Annotated in this window: 28 protein-coding genes and 1 pseudogene; 10 read left to right on the top strand and 19 right to left on the bottom strand. The window is 67.6% G+C overall.

Annotated elements, in window-relative coordinates; all coding sequences use genetic code 11:
* Nucleotides 1-283: 283 nt before the first annotated feature.
* Nucleotides 284-793, bottom strand: a complete 510-nt coding sequence (locus ACFQ36_RS11170) for a hypothetical protein (protein ID WP_377013595.1) — start codon at nt 791-793, stop codon at nt 284-286.
* 73 nt (nt 794-866) lie between these two features.
* Nucleotides 867-1,109: a hypothetical protein gene (locus ACFQ36_RS11165; RefSeq protein ID WP_377013593.1), complete on the bottom strand. Its 243-nt coding sequence runs from the start codon at nt 1,107-1,109 to the stop codon at nt 867-869.
* A 446-nt stretch (nt 1,110-1,555) separates the two neighbouring features.
* Between ACFQ36_RS11165 and ACFQ36_RS11160 the strand changes: the two genes are divergently transcribed.
* Nucleotides 1,556-2,407, top strand: a complete 852-nt coding sequence (locus ACFQ36_RS11160; RefSeq protein ID WP_377013591.1) for a DUF2382 domain-containing protein — start codon at nt 1,556-1,558, stop codon at nt 2,405-2,407.
* Between the two features lie 89 nt (nt 2,408-2,496).
* On the opposite strand, the gene ACFQ36_RS11155 is transcribed toward ACFQ36_RS11160, so the two are convergent.
* From ACFQ36_RS11155 to ACFQ36_RS11125, 7 genes are all read right to left on the bottom strand, one after another.
* On the bottom strand, nt 2,497-2,799 hold the full coding sequence (locus ACFQ36_RS11155; RefSeq protein WP_377013589.1) for a hypothetical protein: 303 nt from the start codon (nt 2,797-2,799) through the stop codon (nt 2,497-2,499).
* Between the two features lie 118 nt (nt 2,800-2,917).
* The gene (locus ACFQ36_RS11150) at nt 2,918-3,241 is read right to left on the bottom strand and encodes a hypothetical protein (RefSeq protein ID WP_377013587.1); all 324 of its coding nucleotides are present in this window, start codon (nt 3,239-3,241) and stop codon (nt 2,918-2,920) included.
* A gap of 110 nt (nt 3,242-3,351) precedes the next feature.
* Nucleotides 3,352-3,777: a YybH family protein gene (locus ACFQ36_RS11145; protein WP_377013585.1), complete on the bottom strand. Its 426-nt coding sequence runs from the start codon at nt 3,775-3,777 to the stop codon at nt 3,352-3,354.
* A gap of 117 nt (nt 3,778-3,894) precedes the next feature.
* The gene (locus ACFQ36_RS11140) at nt 3,895-4,218 is read right to left on the bottom strand and encodes a hypothetical protein (RefSeq protein ID WP_377013583.1); all 324 of its coding nucleotides are present in this window, start codon (nt 4,216-4,218) and stop codon (nt 3,895-3,897) included.
* On the bottom strand, nt 4,215-4,583 hold the full coding sequence (locus ACFQ36_RS11135) for a hypothetical protein (protein WP_377013581.1): 369 nt from the start codon (nt 4,581-4,583) through the stop codon (nt 4,215-4,217). Before ACFQ36_RS11135 ends, ACFQ36_RS11140 begins: the two co-directional genes overlap by 4 nt.
* Before the next feature lie 84 nt (nt 4,584-4,667).
* The gene (locus tag ACFQ36_RS11130; RefSeq protein ID WP_377013579.1) at nt 4,668-4,829 is read right to left on the bottom strand and encodes a hypothetical protein; all 162 of its coding nucleotides are present in this window, start codon (nt 4,827-4,829) and stop codon (nt 4,668-4,670) included.
* Between the two features lie 9 nt (nt 4,830-4,838).
* Nucleotides 4,839-5,075, bottom strand: coding sequence for a hypothetical protein (locus tag ACFQ36_RS11125; protein ID WP_377013577.1), 237 nt, complete (start codon nt 5,073-5,075; stop codon nt 4,839-4,841).
* Between the two features lie 408 nt (nt 5,076-5,483).
* Here ACFQ36_RS11125 and ACFQ36_RS11120 point away from each other — a divergent pair, with 408 nt between their 5' ends.
* The 5 genes from ACFQ36_RS11120 (at nt 5,484) to ACFQ36_RS11100 (ending at nt 9,684) form a co-directional block, all read left to right on the top strand.
* Nucleotides 5,484-6,269, top strand: a complete 786-nt coding sequence (locus tag ACFQ36_RS11120) for an MIP/aquaporin family protein (protein WP_377013575.1) — start codon at nt 5,484-5,486, stop codon at nt 6,267-6,269.
* Nucleotides 6,270-6,353: 84 nt separating this feature from the next.
* Nucleotides 6,354-7,568: a formaldehyde dehydrogenase, glutathione-independent gene (gene fdhA, locus ACFQ36_RS11115; RefSeq protein WP_377013573.1), complete on the top strand. Its 1,215-nt coding sequence runs from the start codon at nt 6,354-6,356 to the stop codon at nt 7,566-7,568.
* Nucleotides 7,569-7,973: 405 nt separating this feature from the next.
* Nucleotides 7,974-8,180 (top strand): DNA-binding protein, encoded by a 207-nt coding sequence (locus tag ACFQ36_RS11110; protein ID WP_377013571.1) that lies wholly within the window; start codon nt 7,974-7,976, stop codon nt 8,178-8,180.
* Entirely contained in the window at nt 8,180-8,455 is a 276-nt protein-coding gene (locus ACFQ36_RS11105) for a hypothetical protein (protein ID WP_377013569.1), read from the top strand. The genes ACFQ36_RS11110 and ACFQ36_RS11105 overlap by 1 nt, the downstream gene beginning before the upstream one ends.
* A 470-nt stretch (nt 8,456-8,925) precedes the next feature.
* Entirely contained in the window at nt 8,926-9,684 is a 759-nt protein-coding gene (locus ACFQ36_RS11100; RefSeq protein WP_377013567.1) for a tyrosine-type recombinase/integrase, read from the top strand.
* Between the two features lie 277 nt (nt 9,685-9,961).
* On the opposite strand, the gene ACFQ36_RS11095 is transcribed toward ACFQ36_RS11100, so the two are convergent.
* Nucleotides 9,962-10,459, bottom strand: a complete 498-nt coding sequence (locus ACFQ36_RS11095) for a hypothetical protein (RefSeq protein ID WP_377013565.1) — start codon at nt 10,457-10,459, stop codon at nt 9,962-9,964.
* A gap of 96 nt (nt 10,460-10,555) precedes the next feature.
* Nucleotides 10,556-11,047 (bottom strand): transposase, encoded by a 492-nt coding sequence (locus tag ACFQ36_RS11090; RefSeq protein ID WP_377013597.1) that lies wholly within the window; start codon nt 11,045-11,047, stop codon nt 10,556-10,558.
* A 603-nt stretch (nt 11,048-11,650) separates the two neighbouring features.
* On the opposite strand from ACFQ36_RS11090, the gene ACFQ36_RS11085 reads away from it, so the two are divergent.
* The gene (locus ACFQ36_RS11085; protein WP_377013563.1) at nt 11,651-12,067 is read left to right on the top strand and encodes an ester cyclase; all 417 of its coding nucleotides are present in this window, start codon (nt 11,651-11,653) and stop codon (nt 12,065-12,067) included.
* Nucleotides 12,068-12,930: 863 nt separating this feature from the next.
* On the opposite strand, the gene ACFQ36_RS11080 is transcribed toward ACFQ36_RS11085, so the two are convergent.
* The 5 genes from ACFQ36_RS11080 to ACFQ36_RS11060 form a co-directional block, all read right to left on the bottom strand.
* Nucleotides 12,931-13,209 carry a hypothetical protein gene (locus ACFQ36_RS11080; protein ID WP_377013561.1) on the bottom strand — a complete coding sequence of 93 codons (279 nt, stop codon included), beginning with the start codon at nt 13,207-13,209 and terminating at the stop codon, nt 12,931-12,933.
* 203 nt (nt 13,210-13,412) lie between these two features.
* Nucleotides 13,413-14,333, bottom strand: a complete 921-nt coding sequence (locus ACFQ36_RS11075) for an HNH endonuclease family protein (RefSeq protein WP_377013559.1) — start codon at nt 14,331-14,333, stop codon at nt 13,413-13,415.
* 456 nt (nt 14,334-14,789) lie between these two features.
* Nucleotides 14,790-15,299: a hypothetical protein gene (locus tag ACFQ36_RS11070; protein ID WP_377013557.1), complete on the bottom strand. Its 510-nt coding sequence runs from the start codon at nt 15,297-15,299 to the stop codon at nt 14,790-14,792.
* A 317-nt stretch (nt 15,300-15,616) separates the two neighbouring features.
* Nucleotides 15,617-16,438, bottom strand: coding sequence for a hypothetical protein (locus tag ACFQ36_RS11065; RefSeq protein WP_377013555.1), 822 nt, complete (start codon nt 16,436-16,438; stop codon nt 15,617-15,619).
* Nucleotides 16,439-16,506: 68 nt separating this feature from the next.
* The gene (locus tag ACFQ36_RS11060; RefSeq protein WP_377013553.1) at nt 16,507-16,716 is read right to left on the bottom strand and encodes a DUF2188 domain-containing protein; all 210 of its coding nucleotides are present in this window, start codon (nt 16,714-16,716) and stop codon (nt 16,507-16,509) included.
* A gap of 168 nt (nt 16,717-16,884) precedes the next feature.
* Here ACFQ36_RS11060 and ACFQ36_RS11055 point away from each other — a divergent pair, with 168 nt between their 5' ends.
* Both ACFQ36_RS11055 and ACFQ36_RS11050 read left to right on the top strand, forming a co-directional pair.
* Nucleotides 16,885-17,085: a hypothetical protein gene (locus ACFQ36_RS11055; protein WP_377013551.1), complete on the top strand. Its 201-nt coding sequence runs from the start codon at nt 16,885-16,887 to the stop codon at nt 17,083-17,085.
* Between the two features lie 215 nt (nt 17,086-17,300).
* Nucleotides 17,301-18,107, top strand: a complete 807-nt coding sequence (locus ACFQ36_RS11050; RefSeq protein WP_377013549.1) for a hypothetical protein — start codon at nt 17,301-17,303, stop codon at nt 18,105-18,107.
* A gap of 53 nt (nt 18,108-18,160) precedes the next feature.
* On the opposite strand, the gene ACFQ36_RS11045 is transcribed toward ACFQ36_RS11050, so the two are convergent.
* Nucleotides 18,161-18,508, bottom strand: coding sequence for a hypothetical protein (locus tag ACFQ36_RS11045; protein ID WP_377013547.1), 348 nt, complete (start codon nt 18,506-18,508; stop codon nt 18,161-18,163).
* A 13-nt stretch (nt 18,509-18,521) separates the two neighbouring features.
* Nucleotides 18,522-19,361 (bottom strand): SDR family oxidoreductase, encoded by an 840-nt coding sequence (locus ACFQ36_RS11040; protein WP_377013545.1) that lies wholly within the window; start codon nt 19,359-19,361, stop codon nt 18,522-18,524.
* A 432-nt stretch (nt 19,362-19,793) separates the two neighbouring features.
* On the opposite strand from ACFQ36_RS11040, the gene ACFQ36_RS11035 reads away from it, so the two are divergent.
* Nucleotides 19,794-20,063, top strand: coding sequence for a DUF6480 family protein (locus tag ACFQ36_RS11035; RefSeq protein WP_377013543.1), 270 nt, complete (start codon nt 19,794-19,796; stop codon nt 20,061-20,063).
* Nucleotides 20,064-20,089: 26 nt separating this feature from the next.
* Here ACFQ36_RS11035 and ACFQ36_RS11030 read toward each other — a convergent pair.
* Nucleotides 20,090-20,478: pseudogene (locus ACFQ36_RS11030) on the bottom strand (hypothetical protein); the annotation flags it as partial.

Below are 20,478 nucleotides of genomic sequence, written 5' to 3'. Positions count from 1 at the left end.
ACCGGCTCCGGGAACAGCTGCGGCCATGATCCCGGGAACGTCCCGGGCCGATCCGGCAGTTCACGGCATCGCGCAGCGGTGCCGGTGCAACAAGAAGGGCCGGCTATGAACCGGTCCCTGAAAGCTTGGACCCTCCCTGCTGCGAGATCTCCACTTTAGTGGCTAGCGATGGGCACTTCTCAGAAAAGGCTCCGTCCCATTTGGGGCGGAGCCATCAGAGTAGAGCCAACCGCTGTCCGCTAAAGTGGAGACACAATTGGCAGTCCAGCTTTTGGGGACCAGTTCAGGAGTCCGGCCCTTCGCGTGGGACCTGGAAGCTGCGGCCGGAGTCGCCGCCGGAGAACGAAGACCCGGAGTTGAAGGAGCCCGACGAGCTGCCCGAGTCGCAGGAGCTGCTTGACGAGTAGCTGCTGCCGGAGTCGGTGCCGACGATGTAGCTGGCGGCGATGGCGGCGCCCGTCGTATCGAACGAGGGGTCCGTGCCGGTGCTGCGGCTGCCGGTCCTGAATGCCGGTGCGCTGCGCCGCTCGGCGGACCTGCCGGTTCCTGTGTACCTGGACGTGCCGGCCGCCGGCCTGCCCTTCGGCTCCACCTTCAGGCGCTCCATGTCCTCAAGGTATTCCCGCTGCCTGGCTTCCTTGCGGCGCCGCTCCGCAGCGGCGGCCGCGGCCCGCTCCCGGCAGCGTTCCTTCTCGGACCTGACGGCGAGGATGGCCGACGCGATGACGAGGGCGATGAACGCGATGATGGCCAGCCCGAGCAGGATGGCAAAGACGATGAGGATTGTTTCCATGGGTGCTGCCTTTCTCTTGGTCATGCCCCAAGTGTGCGGACAGCCCCCGGCGGGTCTCCGTTCCGGACGGGGGTCAGGAGGTCCTGACGGGCTCCTCGTCGGAGGCGAAGTTTCCCAGCGCCGGCAGCCACCAGGTGTCCTGCCCGGCGGGGCGGCTTCCGGTGGCAAAGTGCCGCGGTGCGTGAGCGGTGCCAGCGCTCGATGCAGTCTTCATCCTGCGCCGGTGCCGTGCCCGCAGCTTGGTCAGGAGGGTGAGCGCGACCGGCACGACGGCGGCCGCGAGGACGAGGATCACTGCTGCAATGTCCAGGGACATCGGCTGCTCCTTGCATCAGGTGGATGCCACATTAGGCGGACGGACCGGGTTTGGACGTGGCGACACGCGGTACTGATTCCGGTAGCCGGGACCCGTTGCCGGAACCCATGTGTACGGATTTCAACGCACCGGTCACCGGGGCCTCCGGCTTCCGGCCGGGCAACGGCCAAAGTGAGACGAAGCGGTTCCGGCGCAGCGTGAACGGTGCGCTGTCCCGGCAGGCTCGGCATCCTGCAGGAATGACCTCGGACACGCCGACGGGCCCCTTCCGCCTCCTGACCCTCCGGACTAGGTTGGACTGATCCATACAGCCGAAGAGCTCCCCTTATCCCATTACCCGGCGCGCTGCCCGAGCTCGGTCCGGCCTTTGCGGCCGCCGGAGGCACTTTCGACCATCCATGCGGACCGGACACGAACCCTGTGCCCGGCGGAAGAGAGGAAATGAAATGATCACCAGGGACGACATCGACCGCCTCTCGGGCAGCGGCGCCAACGTCATTGACTCCGAGGGAAACAAGATCGGTACCCTCCGACAGCTTTACCTCGACGACAGGCACCACGACCCAACCTGGATCACCGTTGTGACGGGCCTGTTCGGCACCAAGGAGACCTTCGTGCCGCTTGACGAAGCCACCCTCCAGGGCAGCGAAGTGCGGGTGCCGTACACCAAGGACCAGGTCAAGGACGCTCCGCGCGTGGACCCGGAAGGCGAACTCAGCGTCGAGGAGGAGGAACTGCTCTACCGGCACTACGGCCTCACCGGTATGGGAACCTCGGCCGGCGGCACCGCCGGGACCGAGGGCTACGCAACGACCGGAACCGGCGGGTACACCGACACGGCCGGAACCGGAACCGACACGGGGACCTACACCGACGCCGCGGAAACGCGCGGCACTACCGGTCGTGACACCACCGACGACGCCATGACCCGGTCCGAGGAACAGCTCCGGGTGGGCAGGGAAACCCGCGAGGCCGGGCGGGCCCGGCTGCGCAAGTACATCGTGACCGAGAACGTGACCGAGACGGTGCCGGTCAGCCGTGAAGAGGCCCGCATCGAGCGCGAGCCCATCACCGACGCCAACATCGGGGACGCGATGTCCGGCCCCGTGCTCAAGGAGGACGAGCACGAAGTGACCCTCCATGAGGAGCGCCCCTTCGTGGAGAAGGAAACGGTTCCGGTTGAACGGGTCCGGCTCGACACGGACACCGTCACGGATGAGGAAACCGTCAGCGAGGAAGTCCGCAAGGAGCGGATCGAGACCGACGGCACCGACGAGACCGGGCGTCGGGGCCGCTGACCCGGCTTGCCTTCGGGAGGGCCGGGTCCTGACGGCCCTCCCGAATCATCGGCGGTGCCTCCTCGGCTGGGGGACGCCGGCCGGAGACGCTAGTCGCAGCCTCCGCCGGAGGCACAGGATGAGCTGGTGCCGGAGTTGCTGAAGGCGGTGCCGCCGACAACCGGCGCCCAGTACGCGGCCGAGTCGTTGGTGCTGCGCGGAGATCCGGCACGGCGTGCCGTGCGCTGCTCGGACGCGGCGCGGTCCAGCTTCTCCGCCCACGACGGTTCACTCCGGCTCCTGCGCTCTTCCTTCTCCCGGTTCGCCCTGTCCGCCGCGGCGGCGGTGACGAACAGGACGACAACTACCGCGATGGCGACGAGGCCAAGCGCTGTCAGGACGTGTCGATCCATGCTGCTCCCTGCTGTTGGGTGTGACTGTGTCACCGTCCATGGGTGCGGAGCATTGCCGGTCCGTGCCCGGCCGGACAAAAGCAAAAGGCCGGTCCGAAGACCGGCCCCGCCGTGTGTCCTAGTCGCATCCGCCCCCGCCGCCGGAGTCTCCTCCGGAGAACGAGGAGCCGGTGTCGCAGGAGCTGCCTCCGCCCCAGCCTCCGCCCTCGGATGCTCCGAACGTTGCGGGGAAGACGCCGGAGGAGTCGGCCCGGCGGGAACGCTTCCGGGTTGCGGACGCATCCACGCGCTCGGCGAAGGGGGCCTCCTGGAACCGCCGCCTGCTGTCGGCGCGGTCCCGGTTTGCCTGGCGGCGCCGCGGGGCCGTCGTGACGGCCACGGCGGGGATGATCGCTGCGGCGACCGCTGCGAGGATGAGGACTGCTCCAACGGCCGGATCCATGCTGTTCTCCTTCGTGGTCTGTCACTTGTCATTGTCCATGTGTGCGGACTGCTGCCGGGCACTTCCCACCGGCGTAAAACAAAGGGGCCGGTCCGAAGACCAGCCCCTGTTTATCCCTGCTCCCCGCCGCCGGAGTCCGACGCCAGGGGATCCCCGTGCCGGTGCACCAGCCGCCACCGGCCGTCCTCGCGGCGGTAGATGCTTGTGCCCCTGAGGGCAAAGGTGCCGGGTTCGTCCTGCCCGTCGAACTTCGCTTCGAACCGCTCAACTTCAACGAGGTAGGCCAGATCATCGCCGACGAACCTGGTCACGTTCTCAACTCCGGTGACGGTGCCGTCCCGGAAAAGCGAGGCCGCCTGTTCCAGCCTCGCCGAAACTTCCGGCCAGCCGCGGGCGATGCCGCCGAACGGGTTGGCCAGCGTCACGTCGTCGCTGTGGGAGAACAGTCTTTTGATCGGCTCAGGGTCGCCGGTGATGATCCCCCGGAGCCCGGCGAGGGAATCCTCGATTGCCTGATCAAAATCCGAATCAGCCATTGGCCGGCCTCCGTTCAGGACTGGGTGTGGGGGCAAGTTTAGTGGACCGGTGATAAAGCGCAACGGTAACGTCATCACGGTTTTGGCGTGAAAGGTCCCGAGGCTTCCGGCGTCCGATCATGCGGTCAGCCTTCGACGCGCAGCCTGTCCGGCAACCTGGCCTTGCCTGCGGCACCGACCGCCTCGCCGAGCGCGGCCCTTGACCTTCTCCGGCCGGGCCGGCGCCTTGTGGATCGGCTCGATGCCGGCCCGGTGCGAGGGCGAACCGATGAGGCGGGTGTGGTCGCCTTTGCGCATCCAGCACGGGGTGGCGGCCAGCAACGGGGCGTTCTCGATCACCGCGGTCGCGTCGAAGGTCTCCCACGGGGTGAACGGGTAGTCCCCGAGCCTCGGAGGCGTGCGCGTAGGCGTCGGCAAGGTCGCGGTGGGGGACGGGCTCACCGGTGACGGTGGAGCAGGAGGAGAACAGGGCGGCCCATTCCTTGGCCGGGGGCGGCAACAGTGGCGGTCATAGCGCCCCATGTGTGCAGAGGGGACGGTTGCCCTCCCCGTGAGGAGTCGATGGCAGCCACCAGACGGGCCAGACAGCTCCAGAACCGGGTGCGGGCGTCGTCGATGCTCTCGAGCGGGCTCACCTCGATCTCCAGGTCGGTACCGGCCCAGCGCACATGATCGCTGGCCACCTGCCCGCCCCTCCCGTCCGGAGAGGTGCGCCGGACCAGGAGCAGCACGGGCTGCCCGTCGATGGGGAACTCGGCGGTATCGGTTGTCGCGGTGTTCCGGCTTTGCCTGGTTTCGATGCTCATGAGTCCCCATGTGCACGGCGGGCGCCTCAGCGGGCGGGCCGGCACGGGGTGGCATTCCGGTAATCGCCATGGCACCGGCCGGGGTTACGCCTCGGGCTCGTCCCGGTCATGCCCCGTGATGTCCTGCAGGAACAGATCGGCGACCTCGTAGTCGAAGCCGCGGCGGCGGTTCGGTTCGGCGACCGCGAGCAAGTGGAATCGGGCGATGCCCAGGCCGGGCCGGCGGGGCAGGGACAGGATCGGCACCGGGTCGGTCTAGTCCGCCTCCAGGCCGGTGCCGTCGATGTCGGAGACCCAGGAACGCGCCGCGGTCGCCTCGAAGCCATCACGGGTGCGCACCGGCGTCAGGGTGACGATCTCCTGGGGCAGCTCCGGGTCGATGAAGTCAAAGACCGGCCAGGCGGTGGTCCGCCTGTCCGCGATGGTATCCGTTTCTGAATCGTGCACCCGGGCGGTGAAAACGGAAAGGCCAGGCTGCCATGCTGTGGACAACCGGGACTGCTACCCGCCGCTGCTTGCGGCGGCGATCTCCTGCGAGGTACCGGCACCCGGCCGTTTCGGCATCGAGCTCACCTGCTTTGAGCTTTTGGGCGGCTCGCCTAAGCCACCCGGACAGGTGACCCTTCGCGTGGGGCGGCGGTGCCCGTTCCCGGGGAGACAGGCTTCGGCCTGGAGGAGCCTTTGGGTAAACCGCCCCGCCGCGGCGTTTGCCTGCGGAATTTACAGGCTGCCGGGGCCCTGCGGGAGAACAGCACTCGGTCGCTGAACGATGGGTTTGGTGAAATGATGCCAAAATCTGCACCCATTGACTCCCCTTCGGTGGTCCGCCTAGACTCGCTGCATTCCAACCGCGTTCCATTTGAGTAACTATTTCCTCGTTGCCGAATGAAATGGTGAATAATGACCCCGACCTTGATGCGGCGGCTTGCGGCCGAAGTGCTCGGCACGGCTATACTTGTGATTTTTGGAGCCGGATCAGTGTTGGCAGCGCTGACTGCGGGCAACGGGGATCTGACCTATCCGGGGGTTGGGTTCATTGCCCTGGCGTTTGCCATTGCCATCGCCGTGGCCATCTACGCCTTCCTGGCGGTCTCGGGTGCCCACATCAATCCGGCAGTGACCATCGCGCTGGCGGTAACCCGACGCTTTTCCTGGGTGGAGGTGGTTCCCTACTTCATTGCCCAACTCGTCGGCGCCGCGGTCGGCAGCCTCCTGCTGGTGGCGTCATTCGGAACGCGGGGGGTGGACCTGGGCGGAGGCGGGACCGCCTTGGGGGCGGGGGTGTCCTACGGCCAGGGCGTTGTCGCGGAGGCGGTGGGAACCTTCCTGCTCATGCTCGCGGTCATGGCGGTCGCGGTGGACAAGCGGGCGCCCAAGGGCTGGGCGGGCCTGATCATCGGGTTGGCCGTCGCCGGCGCCATCCTGGTCATGGCTCCGCTGACCGGCGGTTCACTCAACCCGGCGCGGACCTTTGGCCCGAACCTCGTGCAATCCTTCTTCGGCGGCAATGTCCAATGGTCCCAGTTCCCGCTGTACATCATCGGTCCCTTCCTCGGCAGCATCGCCGCTGCCGTTGCCTACGATCTGGTGGTCCGCCCGCGCGAGGTCCCTGAAGCCGAGCCGCGCGCCGACGATCCGTCGATGTCGGCGGGGAAGGACAAGAAGCCCGTCTCCGACGAAGAATAAACAACCAGGTTGAGAGAAAAATACGGCTGCGCAGGGGCCGTCGGCTTTCGCGCGGTTTTGGATGAAAAAACGAGAGGAAAAACCATGACGGGAAATCGTGTCGTCGTCTATAAGGGACCGGGGGAAGTCGCGGTCGAGAGCTTCGATTATCCGAAGCTGGAAATCCCTGCCGAAGTTGCCCGCGGCATGGGCATCAAGCAGGATGCCCCGCATGCGGCGATCCTCAGGCTCGTCACGACCAATATCTGCGGCAGCGACCAGCACATGGTCCGCGGCCGCACCACCGCGCCGGTGGGGCAGACGCTCGGCCACGAGATGACCGGCGAGGTGGTCGAGGTCGGCAGCGACGTGCTGTTCGTTAAGGAAGGCGACATCTGCTCGGTGCCGTTCAACATCGCCTGCGGCCGGTGCCGGATGTGCAACGAAGGCAAGACCGGCGTCTGCCTCAACGTGAATCCGGACCGGCCCGGTTCCGCCTACGGGTATGTGGACATGGGCGGCTGGCTGGGCGGCCAGGCCGAGTACGTCATGGTGCCCTTCGCGGATTTCAACCTGCTCAAGTTCCCGGACCGGGACCAGGCGCTGGAGAAAATCATGGACCTGACCATGCTCTCCGACATCTTCCCGACCGGCTACCACGGGGCGGTCACTGCCGGGGTCACCACGGGTTCCACGGTCTACGTCGCCGGGGCGGGGCCGGTGGGGCTGGCCGCAGCCTTCTCCGCGCAGGTGCTCGGGGCCTCGGCGGTCATTGTCGGCGACATGAAGGCCGACCGGCTGAAGCAGGCCCAAAGCTTCGGGTGCGAGACGATCGACCTGAGCCAGGAAGGCTCCCTGCCGGAGAAGATCGAGCAGATCCTCGGCGAACCCGTGGTCGACGCCGCCGTGGACGCGGTCGGGTTCGAGGCCCGCGGGCACGGCGCCAACGCGGGGGAGGCGCCGGCCACGGTGCTCAACGACATCATGTCGGTGACGCGGGTGGGCGGTGCGCTGGGCATTCCCGGCCTTTACGTCACCGGAGACCCGGGCGCTGCCGATGAGAACGCCAGGGTCGGCCGGATCGGCCTGGATCTGGGGACGGGATGGGCGAAATCGCTCTCGTTCACCACCGGGCAGTGCCCGGTGAAGCGCTACAACCGCAAGCTGATGAACCTGATCCTCGCCGGCAAGGCCAATATCGGCAAGGCCGTGAATGCCACCACGATCAGCCTGGACGATGCTCCCCGGGGATACCGCGAGTTCGACCAGGGAGCGGCCAAGAAGTACGTGATCGATCCGCACGGGATTTTGGCCAGATAGGACGCCCGTCCGCCCGGGCACCCGGCCGGCTGTGCACCGGCCGGGTGCCCGGGCGCAGGCCCGCACCGCAGCCACCGGCGGCGCTCCTCCTTCAGCTCAAGGGCCCGGAACTTCCGGCGCAGGGCCCGCAGCTGTGCGACCTTCTCGTCGGACCAGCCGAACCTGGCGGCAACGCACCTCATGGGAATTTTGGGAAACTTCGGGAGTCTCGGGGAACCCCAGTTTGTAAACAGGGGGTCGCCGGTTCGAATACGGCAGGGGGCTCCGCAGACCCCTTCCGACCAGGCAAAACGCCTGACAGGAGGGGTTTTTTTCATGCTTGGTGAATTGCCAAGCACACGCTTTCCACACGCTTTGATCACCAAAGCGACACCTGTGGGCTCTTTTGGGCGCATAGAGCTCACCATGGAGAAACGAACTGATCTTGAACCCGTGAAGCTGCTGACCCGCGCCCAGCTGGCGTCCCTGCGGGAAGTGTCCCCGAAGACGCTCGCGAACTGGCACTCGGCCGGAACCGGTCCGCCGGCCGTGGAGCTGCGCGGCGGGCTGCTCCGCTACCAGGTGCGGGCCGTCATGGCGTGGTCCCAGGCCAATAAGAAGGACGCGGCCTGATGGCCCGCGTGAAGCTCGGCCAGGGAGACCGGACCACGCCGAAGGCCAAGAAGAACGACACCACCGGCCTCTGGCGTGCCTGGGGCCGGTTCGGTGGATTCGACGGGCGCACCGTCACCATGGAGCGCACCGGCCGCACCAAGGCCATCGCGGAGAAGGCCAGGCTCGAGCCCGCCATCGCCGGAAAAGGGCCGGCCCTTGGGCGCAGACGCCACCGCGGCACAAGCGGCTGCCGCTTGGCTGGCCTCCATCGAACCGCCTGCCGTGGAGGTTGACGAGGGCGGCGACCAGGTGGTGCCTAAAACCGCGACCCGCATCCGCCGACAGACCTGGGACCAGTGCGACGGGATGGTGTCCCGGCACATCCTGCCCGCCCTGGGCGCCTTGGATGTCTCCGGCATCCGTACCAGCCGGTGCGAGGCCTTCCTGCACGGACTCATCCGGGACGGCCGCGGGCACACCACGCCTGGCACGGACGGTACTGGAACAGATGCTCGGTTACGCCGTCCGACACGACCTGATGCACTCCAATCCGGTGCATGACGTGTCCCGCTTCCGAAGAAGCGGAAGGCACCTGTGGCCCTGACCGAAGCCGAACTGGAAGCCATCCGCGATGCTGTCCGCCACTGGCGCGCCGCACCGGGGACCTTCGGCCCGCCGAACGACAGCATCCTGGCCGACACGGTGGACCTGCTCCTGGCTACAGGTGCCCGCATAGGGGAGGTACTCGGGCTGCGGGGGCAGGATGTTGACCTGCCCGGGGATGCCGGGAAGGTCGCTATCCGCGGCATCCTGGCCGAACCGCGGAAAGGACCGAAGTACCGGCAGGCCTACCCGAAGACGCAGTCTGGGAACCGGATCATCCCGGTACCGCGGTTTGCCGTCGAGGTGCTGCTGCGGCGCAGCGTGGCCCCCTGCCGGCACCGAGGCCGTCCTGTGGTCCCCGACCGGCGGCTACCTTCAGGCATCTTCCATCCGGCGTTCACTGCGCTCGGCGCTTACGGCCGCCGGCGTGGAGGTCCAGATAACACCGCACGCCTTCCGGCGTACGGCGGCTGCAATGCTGGCCCGGGAGCTGTCCGATGGTGCCGCTGCCGCTCTGCTCGGGCACACCTCGGTGGCGGTCACGCACCGCTCCTACATCGAGCGGCTCACCGAGGTGGACGATTACCGGGAGTTGCTTCAGCAACTGGTCGGCGGGGCTTCGCGGGGCGCAGGCAGTATGCCGTCGAGAGGAGGTTTCCGGCCATCTCCGGATCGGCGGACATGCCGGCAGCCAGCCATGCCGACGGTGCCACGGCCCCGCCGTAAAACATCAGGCCCGGCTGCGGCGCGGCCAGGAACCCGGCGATGCTCCGCGGGTCCAAACCGGACGGCAACGCGCCGAGCACCTCGACCAGGCGGGGAGGACGGCTGTGTCCGGGATGACTTGCCAGGCCGCTGTCCTAGCCTGAGCCTCGTCGCCGCGGCTGTCCGGCACCGAGTCCATTTCCGGGAGACCTGAGCGTTGGCGCCAGAAGTCAGGTACCGCCGGGACGAATCCCGCTGATGCGCGGTGCCGGTCACCTGCCGCTGAGCGCCCGCAATGGGCAACGGGTTGCCCGGCAGAACCCTGGCTCAGCCTGGCCAGGTCCGGCTTCCGTTCCAGGTACATCCCGGACCCTTTCCGGCCGGGCAAAACCGGGGCCGCCGGATAATCCGGCGGCCCCGCCCTGCTACCGGTTTAGAACCGGCCCGTACTGCCCGAAGTCCGGGCCGCGGTCCTGCAGGGAGACCCGGTGTCAGTACAGGGTGCAAGTATCGGATGACCAACCGGTAAGGACGGTTCCGTCCTCCTGCAGCACCACCTCGTGATAGACCGCATACACCCCTGCGGGAAGACCACGGAACGGGAAGAACAGTAGCTGCCCGTGGGTCGTGCTCGAGCGCCAGCCGCCGTTGACCCCCTTGTTGATCCCTCCGGGCAGGATGTCGGCGTAGGCCGGATACGCGCCCGGCTTGCTGTATTCCACCCATTGCGTCCCGTCCCAGACGGCCAGGGTGGGTTTCCAGTAAGCGATGTCCTCCCTTGCCGATGAGGTGACGTTGACCGGCGGGTAGGCCTTTACGGTTCCGCCCGCCTCGCATCCCACGTCGTTCCGCAGTGTTGCCGCCGCCGATTCGGCCATGGCCGGGGCGGCGGGAACCAGGGAAAGGCATATCCAGCCGACTGCAGCGGCCATGGCCGCGATTATTCTCCAGGTGAGGGTATGTGGGCGGGTGCCTGACATTGTTCTCATGGCTTGCTCCTTGCGTAGGAGGATCACCCCGACCGGCTGTGGCAGCCGGAGGTGGCGCAGCCATCGGCAGAGTGTCCGTTTCCGGCACTGCTGATATCAAGGACGACAGGCTGCAGGGTGACCTTCCACCGGCGGCTCACTGTCCGTGGACCCCGTGGGCAGGCGCCGCCAGGCCTGCCCGGGCCGCCGAACGTCCGGCATGAAGGCCTGACGATGAAGCTCCCCCACGGCTTGCCCCTGTGCCGCTGCTGTGCGGCATATCTTGAGGTTATGGCCGTAACCGACCAACAGGCAATAGCCTGCCCTGCAGCGGGCGCCGGCCCTACCGGCAGGGCCTTCGTAGCCGAGGAGGGCGGGTAACCGGTCAGAGTTTCCGTCCAGGGTCCATTTGCGCAGCCGCTCGTGCGCGGTCTTCCACGGACCACGGCGTTCGGGCAGATCCCGCCAGGGCGCCCCGGTGCGCAGTTTGAACAGGATCGCGTTGATCACCTGCCGGTGGTCCCGCCACTGCCCGCCGCGCCCCGAGGAAGGCAACAGCGGTTCGATCCGCGCCCAGGCCCTGCCCGTCAGTTCACCCCTGCCAACCATCCGGCAGGTCTGGCACAACCCGCCCGCCGATTCACAGGACAGACCCTGGTCAAGACAGGGTTTTGGCAGGGGGCTCCACAAGACCCCTTCCGACCCGCGGAAACGCGGATCCAAAGGGGGCTTTCATGTGTCCTCGGAGAATGGCTTCAAGATTTGGATTAGGAATTGACGGGGTGTGGTTCCGCAGCCTGGCACCCGTCGGCATATTGCCCCCGTAGGAACAAAAACAGGCAACAATGGGACTGCCCGACGCGGCCCAGGACAGATCCGAACAGCTCATGACGCGTGCCGAGGGGGCAGGCGGCTGAAACTGAAGCCGAAGAGGCCGACTGATTGGGCGTCTGCGGGAGCCGGTCCGGCTCCTTGTTGCCGAACGGATCTCTGCGCGCCGGTCGGGCTGCGGCGCACATCCGGAATTGCCCACGAAGTCGGCACATGCAGGGCCGCCCCCGGATGCTGCAAGCGGGCCCGGCCACTGCCCGTGCCGAAGGCCGCTGCGGCCCCGCCGGCAGCCGATGATTGTGCGGAGCCGGCGGCGGCGTGTCGCAGTGCCGCCGGTGGGAGCATCGAAGCGGGGGGTTCCAACCAGGAAAGGAGCCGGCAATGGCAGGCGGATCGGGAATCATCGAGCGGTTCTACCGGGAAATTATGGAAGGAGGGAACCTGGACCTGATCGACGAGCTGGGCAGCGAAAGCTACACGGAGCATGAAGAACCCATGCCCGGACAGCCGTCCGGCCTGGACGGCATCAGGTTCTACGCCACCACGTTCAGGTCGGCCTTCCCGGACATCAGGGCCAAGTCCATCGAGCCCGTCATGACCGACGGGGACCTGGAGGCGGCCCGCGTCGTCCTGACCGGCACCCACCAGGGCGAGTTCCTGGGCATCGCGCCCACCGGCAACACGGTGGAGTTCAGCGGCATCGACATGATCCGCGTTCAGGACGGCAAGGCGGCCGAGCACTGGGGAGCGACCGACATGCTCAAGCTGCTCCAGCAGATCGGCGCCGTCCAGATGTAGCTGCTTTGCCCGGAGGCAGGGAGGGCCCGGCTGGCCCCGGACCCTCCCTGCCTCCGGTGTGCCTGGCCCTTGTCCGGGCGCAAGGCCACGGCTTCGGCGACGTAGATACGGCGAAGACGTAAATACGGCGAAGCGGATCAGCCCGGCGTGGTGTTCGCGCCGGTCGTTGGGCAGGGCTGCCTCCAGCGCGGCGACGGCGGCTTCGCGGGAGGCCTGAGTCCGGCCGTCGGACCAGTACCCGCGGTAGGAGCCACGCATCAGGTCCGCCGTAGCTGCCCGGACCGTCCGCCGCTCAGCCCCTGCGGGTGGGCACCTCGTCAATCCCCTGAGGGCGTCCGGGGCGGCGGCGTTCTCCTCGTACACCGGGTCCGGACTGACGGCATCGGGCCCGGAGCCCACCTGCCGGTGCAGGCCCGGCGCAAGGTAGGCTGGGCCCAGCGGAAGGGGGGCGCATGAAAGGCCCAGCGGACAGATCGGACGGCAAGGCCGGGGCTGCATCCAAGGAGGTGCCGGCGCTCGTGGGCTGGCTTTGCGAGATTCTTATCCCGGAGCTGGTTTCCAGCCTTGCCGGGGTGAAGGATCCGGCTGAGGTCCGAAGGTGGGCCCGTGGTGTTCTGGAGCCTTCGCCACCGGCCCGGCAGCGCCTCCAGTTTGCCTACGACGTACTCCGCAGGATTGAGGCAACCCGGGGCAGGAAGACAGCCCAGGCCTGGGCCATGACCGTCAATCCCCGGCTGGGAGCCGACTCCCCGATCAAGGCAATCCGGCAGGACAGGTTCCAGGCCACAGCCGCCGCCGCCAAGGCCCTTCTGGAGGACGCCTACGACGGCTGAGGCAGGGATCCCCGGCCGGCCTGGCTGCCCTCAGGCCGTGCCGCCCCCGCGCAGGACGGTGCCGACCGGCGGCGCCTCCCTCTCCTCCAAGCTGCCGATCTTCGCGCCCTTGCTCAGATCCGGCAGCGGGCGCAGGGCCTCGGCGAGTTCGTTGATGCGCTTTCCGGGGCAGACGCCGGCCTCGAAGCCGGCGAGGCTGTCGAGCATGATGCGCATCAGGCTGCACTCGACGTCGGTGCCCGGGGGAGGGGAGCCCGGCTCGCGGTCCAGACGGTCCCTGAGCGCTTCTCCGGTTGTGGGCTTCGGCATGGAGCCCGTCCGCCAGGGCGGCCACCGTCATGCCGATGCGCCGCCGGTCGCCCGGGGCAGGGCGGTCAGCTTCGCGGCCCGCTCTGCCCCGACGCAGACCGAATAGGCGGCCGGAACGCATTCGTAGTGCCGGTCCAACTCCCCGTGCCGGTGCCCCTCCGGGGAGCGGCAGCCAAGCGGGGCGCCGGCGATGGCGCGGACGGTCAGGCCCGCCAGCGCAGCCGGCTGTCCGTGGGGGAGGTCTTGCAGGTGTAGGTCTTCCCGGCGGTGCTGATGCCCTTGTAGCCCTTGGCCGCGGCCGCGCAGTAGGCGCCCGGGTGCACGCCCTTGACAGTCGTGGCCAAGGAGGTGCTCTTGGCCGGAGTCTTCACCGGGGCCGGGGTCTTGCCGGCGGGCCTGACCGGGGTGATCTTCACGGTCTTCTGCTTCGGGCATGAAGTCAGCACCCGCTTCATGGCGGATTTCTCCGCGGAGGTAACCGAGAGGGCGTACTTCTTCTTGACCGCGATCTGGGTGGCCACATAGGTGCAGCGGAAGGCCTTGTTCTTCGGCAGCCACGCGCTGGCCTCACGGTCGCCCTTGGCGCGGTTGGCCGAGGCGTCCACGGCCAGCAGGTTCAGCGGGTCGTTGGCGAACGCGGTGCGCTGGGCGGCGGAGAGCTTCTGCGCCCCGGACACCCATGCCTGGCCCAGGGCGACGACGTGGTCGATGTCGACCTTGTTGCCGCCGCGGACATGGCTGATGGTCCTGCCCGTGTAGGGGTCCTTCAGGGTGCCGGAGGCGAGGACGCAGCCGCCGGTGCCGGCCTTGAACCGATCCTTCGTCAGGTCGCGCCTGAGGATGTCATTGCGTGAATCGCAGCCGTTGCGGTCCGGGTCCTTCCAGCCCTGGCCGAACTTGGCCCGGGAATAGCCGCTCTTGGCGGCCTTGCCCTTGACCGGCAGGGTGTTCAGCACCGAGACGGCGGTGGGCCCGGTGGGCTTGGGGCCGAGGGCTTCGGCCGGGGCGGCGGTACCGGTGACGCCGCCGAGCAGCAGGGCAGCGGCGGTGGCGACGGCGGCCAGTGGGCGCGCCAGATGGTTCGTCAAGATTCTCATGTCCCCCAGGTGTGCGGCAGCGGTCATGGACGGCTGCGGTGCGAGTCGGCAGAAATGATCCTGCCATACGGAAAGGCCGGCAGGCCGGATCGGCCCGCCAGGGTTACCAGCGGGTGACGGTCCGGCGAAATCAGGACAGGCAACGGCGGAGCAGGCCGCATCCGGTAACGGCGGCAGGGCCACATCGATCCCGGCAGCACCGGCGCGACATCGTCCGCCGGCGGAGCCATCCAGACGCAGTATCCGGACTACCGAAGGACGCGGACATGGCCGGCGGAACGGGAATCATCCAACGGTATTACCGGGCGGTCGGCGCCGTCCAGAAGTAACTGCTCCGCCACCCAAAAGGGCCCGGTGCCAACCGGGCCCTTCCTGCGTCTGCCGTATCCAGCCCCTGCCAGCCGGGCGACGGAGGTGCCGGTGCGGTTCGGCCAGGCGCGGAGGATCCCGCCGAGGTGGACCCTGCGGCCGGACCTGCCGGCCCTACCAGCCGAAGACGAGGGCGACCGATCCCACCGCGCCCGGGATCCACGAGAGGAAGAACAGCAGGAAGGCGTCGCGGTGGGCACTGTCGTCCGTGTCTTTGCCGATCGTGAACGCCGGGACACTCATGAACGCCGCAGTGAGCATCATGCCGGCGCCCACGTTGAAGTGGGCCGGCAGTCCGGCCAGGACGCCGAGGGCAACGGTGGCAGTGCCCGCCAGGAAGGCGAACAGCACCGTTCGCAGCACCCGCGGCAGTGACCGGAGTCTGGTGACCGGCAGGGGCCACTCCTGCAGGCGCCCGTTCCCATCCGGGCCGAGAACCTTCCGCACATCCCGGCCGGCGTCCGTGTCCGGGTACCAGGTGTTCCCGCAGCCGGGCCCGGTGCACCGGACCTCCACGATGGCTTCGCTTTTGCCCGGCTCGCCCAGATAGACGGCGTGCGTCTCAAACGCGCTGTCGTGGCATGGCGTGCGGGCGCCGCTGCGGACATCGGGTTGCTCAGCCATTTCCGTCCCCCTCAGAATTCGATGGCTTTGCTCTCCATGGATAGCAGTTCGCGGCCCGGTTTCCCAACCCGGCCGCTATCGGCGTGTCACAGGTACGGTTTCCACGAGTTTCAGATGCGCGAAGCCCGCAGCCCGGGCACGATCAAGGACCCCTTCGAGGGTACGGCAGGACTCTGGAACGCGACGGCGGCGGCCGGCAGGCAGGAGACACCGGCCCGTTCCGAAAGATTCGAGAGGAAAGAGTCAAGGGGAAAGAATCAAGAGAAGGGGTCGGAAGAAGGGAAGGACCGGAAGGCGTCCTTGAAGGCGGTGACGGTTCAGGCCAGCAGGCGTTTCAGTGCATCGTGGGCCTCGTCCAAGGCACACCTGAGCCGGGGCATCCTGCTTGCGGGCAGGAGGACTTCCGGTCCCCGGCTCCAGACCAGGGAGAGGTCGGCGATTTCCGCGGTGTCCCAAGCCTCAAGGCGGAACCTTTCGACGGCGGGAAGGTAGGCGGCGCCCAGCTCCGCGGCTCCCGGATGCGGGATGATGCCGTAGCGGCCGAACAGGCAGCTGACCCGGTCGACGAGGTTGGGGGTTTCCAGCAGCAGGTAGCGGGGGGATCCCTCCACCTGCCGGGCCGCATGCCTGGCGTACTTCAGGGCCCGGTCCGCCTGGCTGCCCCGGCGCGTGTTCTCCAGGCTGTACGCGGCGCTGACCAACAACTCGTAAATCCCCGAACCGAAATCGGATTCGAGCCAGTCCTGGATCACGCCGGTCTTTTCATGGGTGCCGGTCCGGTCCAGGCCCCGGGGCCGGTGCGTTTCCCGCTTCGTGTGCCACACCCTGACGGTTTCGGCCTGTGCCTCGTCCAGTGTGTCGTGCAGGATCGAACAGAGCAGGACGCCCGTGTCGGTAACGCCCCAGCGCAGCAGGCAGAGGGTGTTGCGCAGGACCCTGCCCAGGCGGAGGTTGCTGTGGTCCCCGGGCGGTTCATCGAGGATCTGGTCCTGGTGCACCGCCACGGCGGCATCCAGGGCGTAGGCCAGATATTCCCTGTCCTCGGCGGCAAACTCCTCGGTCATCTGCAGGATCCCGGTAAGGAGGAGGACGGTGTCCGAGGATGTCGTCCCGGTGGGGGCCGGGGGATCCGGTTTCATGGCCCCATCATCCTCCGGTGCCGCAGCCTCCGGTAGGTCACCGGGGCCCGGCTGCGGGCGGGCCCGGTCTAATCCTCGGGGATGGACTCGTAGGTCGGCCCGGGGTTTTCGCCCTGTTTCCGGATGACGTGCCGCACGCCGTGCTGCTTGGCCACGAGCTTGCCCAGCTCGATGGCGACATTCCTGGACCCGCAGCTGGAGATGACCTTGTTCTTGCCCTTAATGCGGTTCAGCCAATGGCCGTCTTCCCAATAGGTCTCGATGGTACCTGCAGGCATGGGCTCCGTCCCTCCCAATGAAGAAGATGCGTATGCGCAACGCTACCCAGAAGCAGCGCGGGTGGGAAGGATCCTGCCGGAAGCCGCCTGGAGCAGGACGCCCAGCACTCTCGACTCGCAGGCCCGATGGGAGGAGGATTAAAGTACAGCCACAAGAGGAGGTCTGTGATGTGCTATTCGTCACGTAAGGATTTCGGCTGGGGCATCGAAAAGAAGGATGTCCGGGAACCTCGGGAGCGGGAGTCGAAGCCGGCGGAGTACCCGGAGCCGCGGGTGACAGCGGAGGACTCCAGGCTGCGGGACTTCATCAACCGCCGCCGGGTCCGCAAGGCGGTGCCGGTCGTTGACCGCACCCGTGAAAAGGTTTAGTACAAATATCGGGAAGGCCCCGCACCCGCGGGGCCTTCCTGTGTGTGACAAGCATCTCATTTGGCCGTGCCGGAGGTGGGAACGGCGCCCAGTGGGCTATCGTTATCTCTTCGTAATATTGCCCGACTGGATTGCGGATAAAGATGGCTCAAGACTCCGAAGACAAACCAAAACCATTCCTTGGACTTAGCGGCACCCAAACCATTGGCTCGGCCTTGGCCGCGGTGACTTCCGCCTTGGTGGGCTCCTTCCTGGGGGTCGCCGGAACCCTCATCGGCGCCGCGCTCGGCTCGATTATCGCCACGGTGGGCGCCGCCGTCTATTCCCGTACGTTGAGCAGGGCCGCTAGGGTGGCCCGAAGTAGAATCCCGCTGCGGCGCAGGAGGAACCTGCCCGAGCGCGACCGCGAAATGCTGGCCGCCAATGATGCCGAGGCCGCCGAGTCCTGGAGCCAGCGGCTCCGGCGGCAGTTCACACCCAAGACCTGGCTCATGGTCGGCGGAGCCAGCGCGGCGGTGTTCGTCATCGCCATGGTGGGCATCACGGCGGTTGAATTCGGCACCAAGCAGCCAATCTCCAACCTGGTTTCCTCGACCGTTTCCTCGACCTCGGATACCGCCGGTGGCGAGGCAAAGCCTGAGACCACCCTGGGCAATATCCTTGGCGGAACGGAGCGGGTTTCCCAAAAGACGGACGTGCCCGAGCAGACGGACGAAACGACCCCGCCGGAGGAGCAAACGCCGGAACAGGGCGGCGACGGCACCACCGAAGACGGCACCACCGAAGACGGCACTACGGGCGGCACGACTGAAGACGGTACCGTCGGGGACGGCACCACCACAGACGGCACCCCGACCGGACCCGCGGAGCCGGGAACGGGTGAATCAGGCGACGGCATGCCTGTCGAGCCTTCCCCCGAAGACCAGCCGGTCTCGCCGGAAGAGCCGGCCAATCCCGTCCCGGCAGAGCCGGGAGACCTGCCGGCGGACGGGGGAGACGCCGGGGCCGGCACGGGTCAGTAGCCGGCACTGAAAGCAGCACGGGCCAGGGACCGCTTTGGGGAGCGGTCCCTGGCCTACTGCTTGTCAATGCGCTTGAGCAGATCGCCCAGGGCGTCGCGGATGTCATCGTAGTCGTTCTGGCTGGCGCGGCTTTCCCCGGAAATCACCGCACAGCGGTGCACCTTTTTCAGGTCGCCGTACGGGAATTTGTAGTGGGTCTTGCTGCCGTCCGGATGTTCGTCGTCCACGCCGAGGAACCACTTCGAATACTCGGCCGGTCCGCCCTTGTCCAGGGCCTTGCTCAGTTCCTCGGTCGACGGGGCGTGCTCGCTCCAGTCGTCGCGGCTGTCGCGGACCACCTGGCCCTCGCGGATGAGGGTTTTGGCGTGCTCGAACCCTTTCTTGTTCAGTTTGACCGCCATGTCCTTCCCCGCCTCAAAGGACAGGCCGCCCGCCGGTCACCGCAATGCGGGCGCCGGAAATGTAGCTTCCGTCGTCGGAAGCCAGCAATACATACACGGGGGCCAGTTCCGCCGGTTGGCCCGCCCGGCCCAGCGGGGTGTCCTTGCCGAAGGATTCCACCTTCTCCGGAGGCATGGTGGACGGGATCAGCGGCGTCCAGATGGGACCCGGGGCGACGCTGTTGACCCTGATGCCTTTCTCTCCCAGCAACTGGGCCAGGCTTGCCGAGAAGTTCGCTATCGCCGCCTTGGTGGCCGCATACGGGGCGAGAGTGGGGCTGGGCATGTCCGAATTCACCGACGAGCTGCCGATGATGGAGGATCCCGGCTGCATGTGCGGCAGGGCGGCCTTGACCAGGTGGAACATGGCGGAGATGTTGACCTTGAAGGTGTACTCCCATTCCTCATCGGAAATTTCGTCCAGTGACTGGTGGGTCATTTGGTACGCGGCGTTGCTGACGAGGATGTCGATCTTGCCGAATTCCCGGACCGCGGTGTCGATGACCCCGCGGCACTGTTCCGCGGTATCCAGGTCGCCCCGGACGAGGACTGCCCGCTGCCCGGCCTGCTCGACCAGGCTGGCCGTGTCCTGCGCATCCTGGTCTTCGCTGAGGTAGGAAATCAGCACGTCCGCACCTTCCCGGGCGAAGGCGATGGCGACGGCGCGGCCGATGCCGCTGTCGCCGCCCGTGATGACCGCTGCCTTGCCCTTGAGCTTGCCGGTGCCGCGGTAGCTTTCCTCCCCGCAGTCCGGCACCGGTGTCATCTCGGCCTGCGTGCCCGGTACTTCCTGCTGCTGCGCTGGCTGGCTCATGACCGTCCTTCCCTAAAAAATGTAAGCAGGCTTATAAACTAGCTGCGCCCGGGGCGAATGAGAAGACGCGAAAGCCGGCGCCGGCCGCGGCCGTTGTCCAAGGTTGCGTCCGGGAGTGCGGCCCAGCTGCGGAAAAGGAGGGCGGAATGACCGGCGGGCGCGCATTCGGGCGGGGTCTTTTGGCCAGGGTGCAGCGGCATCCCCGTGCGAAACCGGGCTGCCTGCCTCCGCCAGGTTCATCTGCCGGCAGGATGTCGGGTGGAGGCGCCGTTTAAGCCCGGCGTGGACGTCTGCCGTGAGAAAACGGCGGGCGGGCTGGGATCCTCCGGCTGGGCCGGCGCCGGGCATGGGCTTGTCGCTCCCTCAGGGCGTGCCTAAGGTGGACCCGTAAGCACTCGTGCGGTTTTTGCGTACCAGGCGAAGGACAGGACCATGGGCAGTTTCCGCCCCGAGAAGGACCCGCAGAACCCGGACCAGCCGGACAACAGGCCGCTCGACGACACGGACCGTGCCGACGACGCAGGCCGGGTCCGGCCAGACAACGACCTCGAGGCGAGGACCTCGGGCGAGAAGGCTGCCTCCGCGAACCCGGACCCGGTGGAGCAGAACATTACCGGGCTGGAGCCCGGCGGCGGCGTCCCGCCGGGTGAAACTCCGCCGGCCGAAGACCAGATGAGCTCGGACCAGGGCCACGAGGAATAGCGGGCGCCGGCGCCGGTCGGGTGCCGCTAACTCCCGGCGTGGATCTCGTCGACCTTGGCGGCCACGAACCGCAGGTGGTTCCAGCCGCGCATTGCCGCCCGCGCGGTGCGCTCGTCCACCTCGACGCCCCGGCTCCGGAGTACGGCCAGCAGGGTGGCGTCGGTGATGTCCCGGCGGATTTCTGCCAGCCACGGTCCGCGCAGCCCTGCCGGAACGGGCAGGCGCAGCCGTGCGGTAACCCAGTTGCCCAGTACATAGGCGAGGCCGCAGGTCACCAGCCCGGCCACGAGCAGGGCCAGCACATTCCCACCGGTGGCCACGGCGACGAAACCTGCCGCTCCGGTCAGCACGAGGCCGAGTGCCGTGCGCTGCAGCGCGGCCGCGTTGTGGCGGCCGTCCGCCTGGCGCCGCCCGG

Origin of the sequence: Arthrobacter sp. GCM10027362 (assembly GCF_042679445.1) — a bacterium.
Lineage (GTDB): Bacteria > Actinomycetota > Actinomycetes > Actinomycetales > Micrococcaceae > Crystallibacter.
The sequence above is the reverse complement of the archived record's forward strand: the minus strand, read 5'-3'. Positions and strand labels throughout refer to the sequence as shown.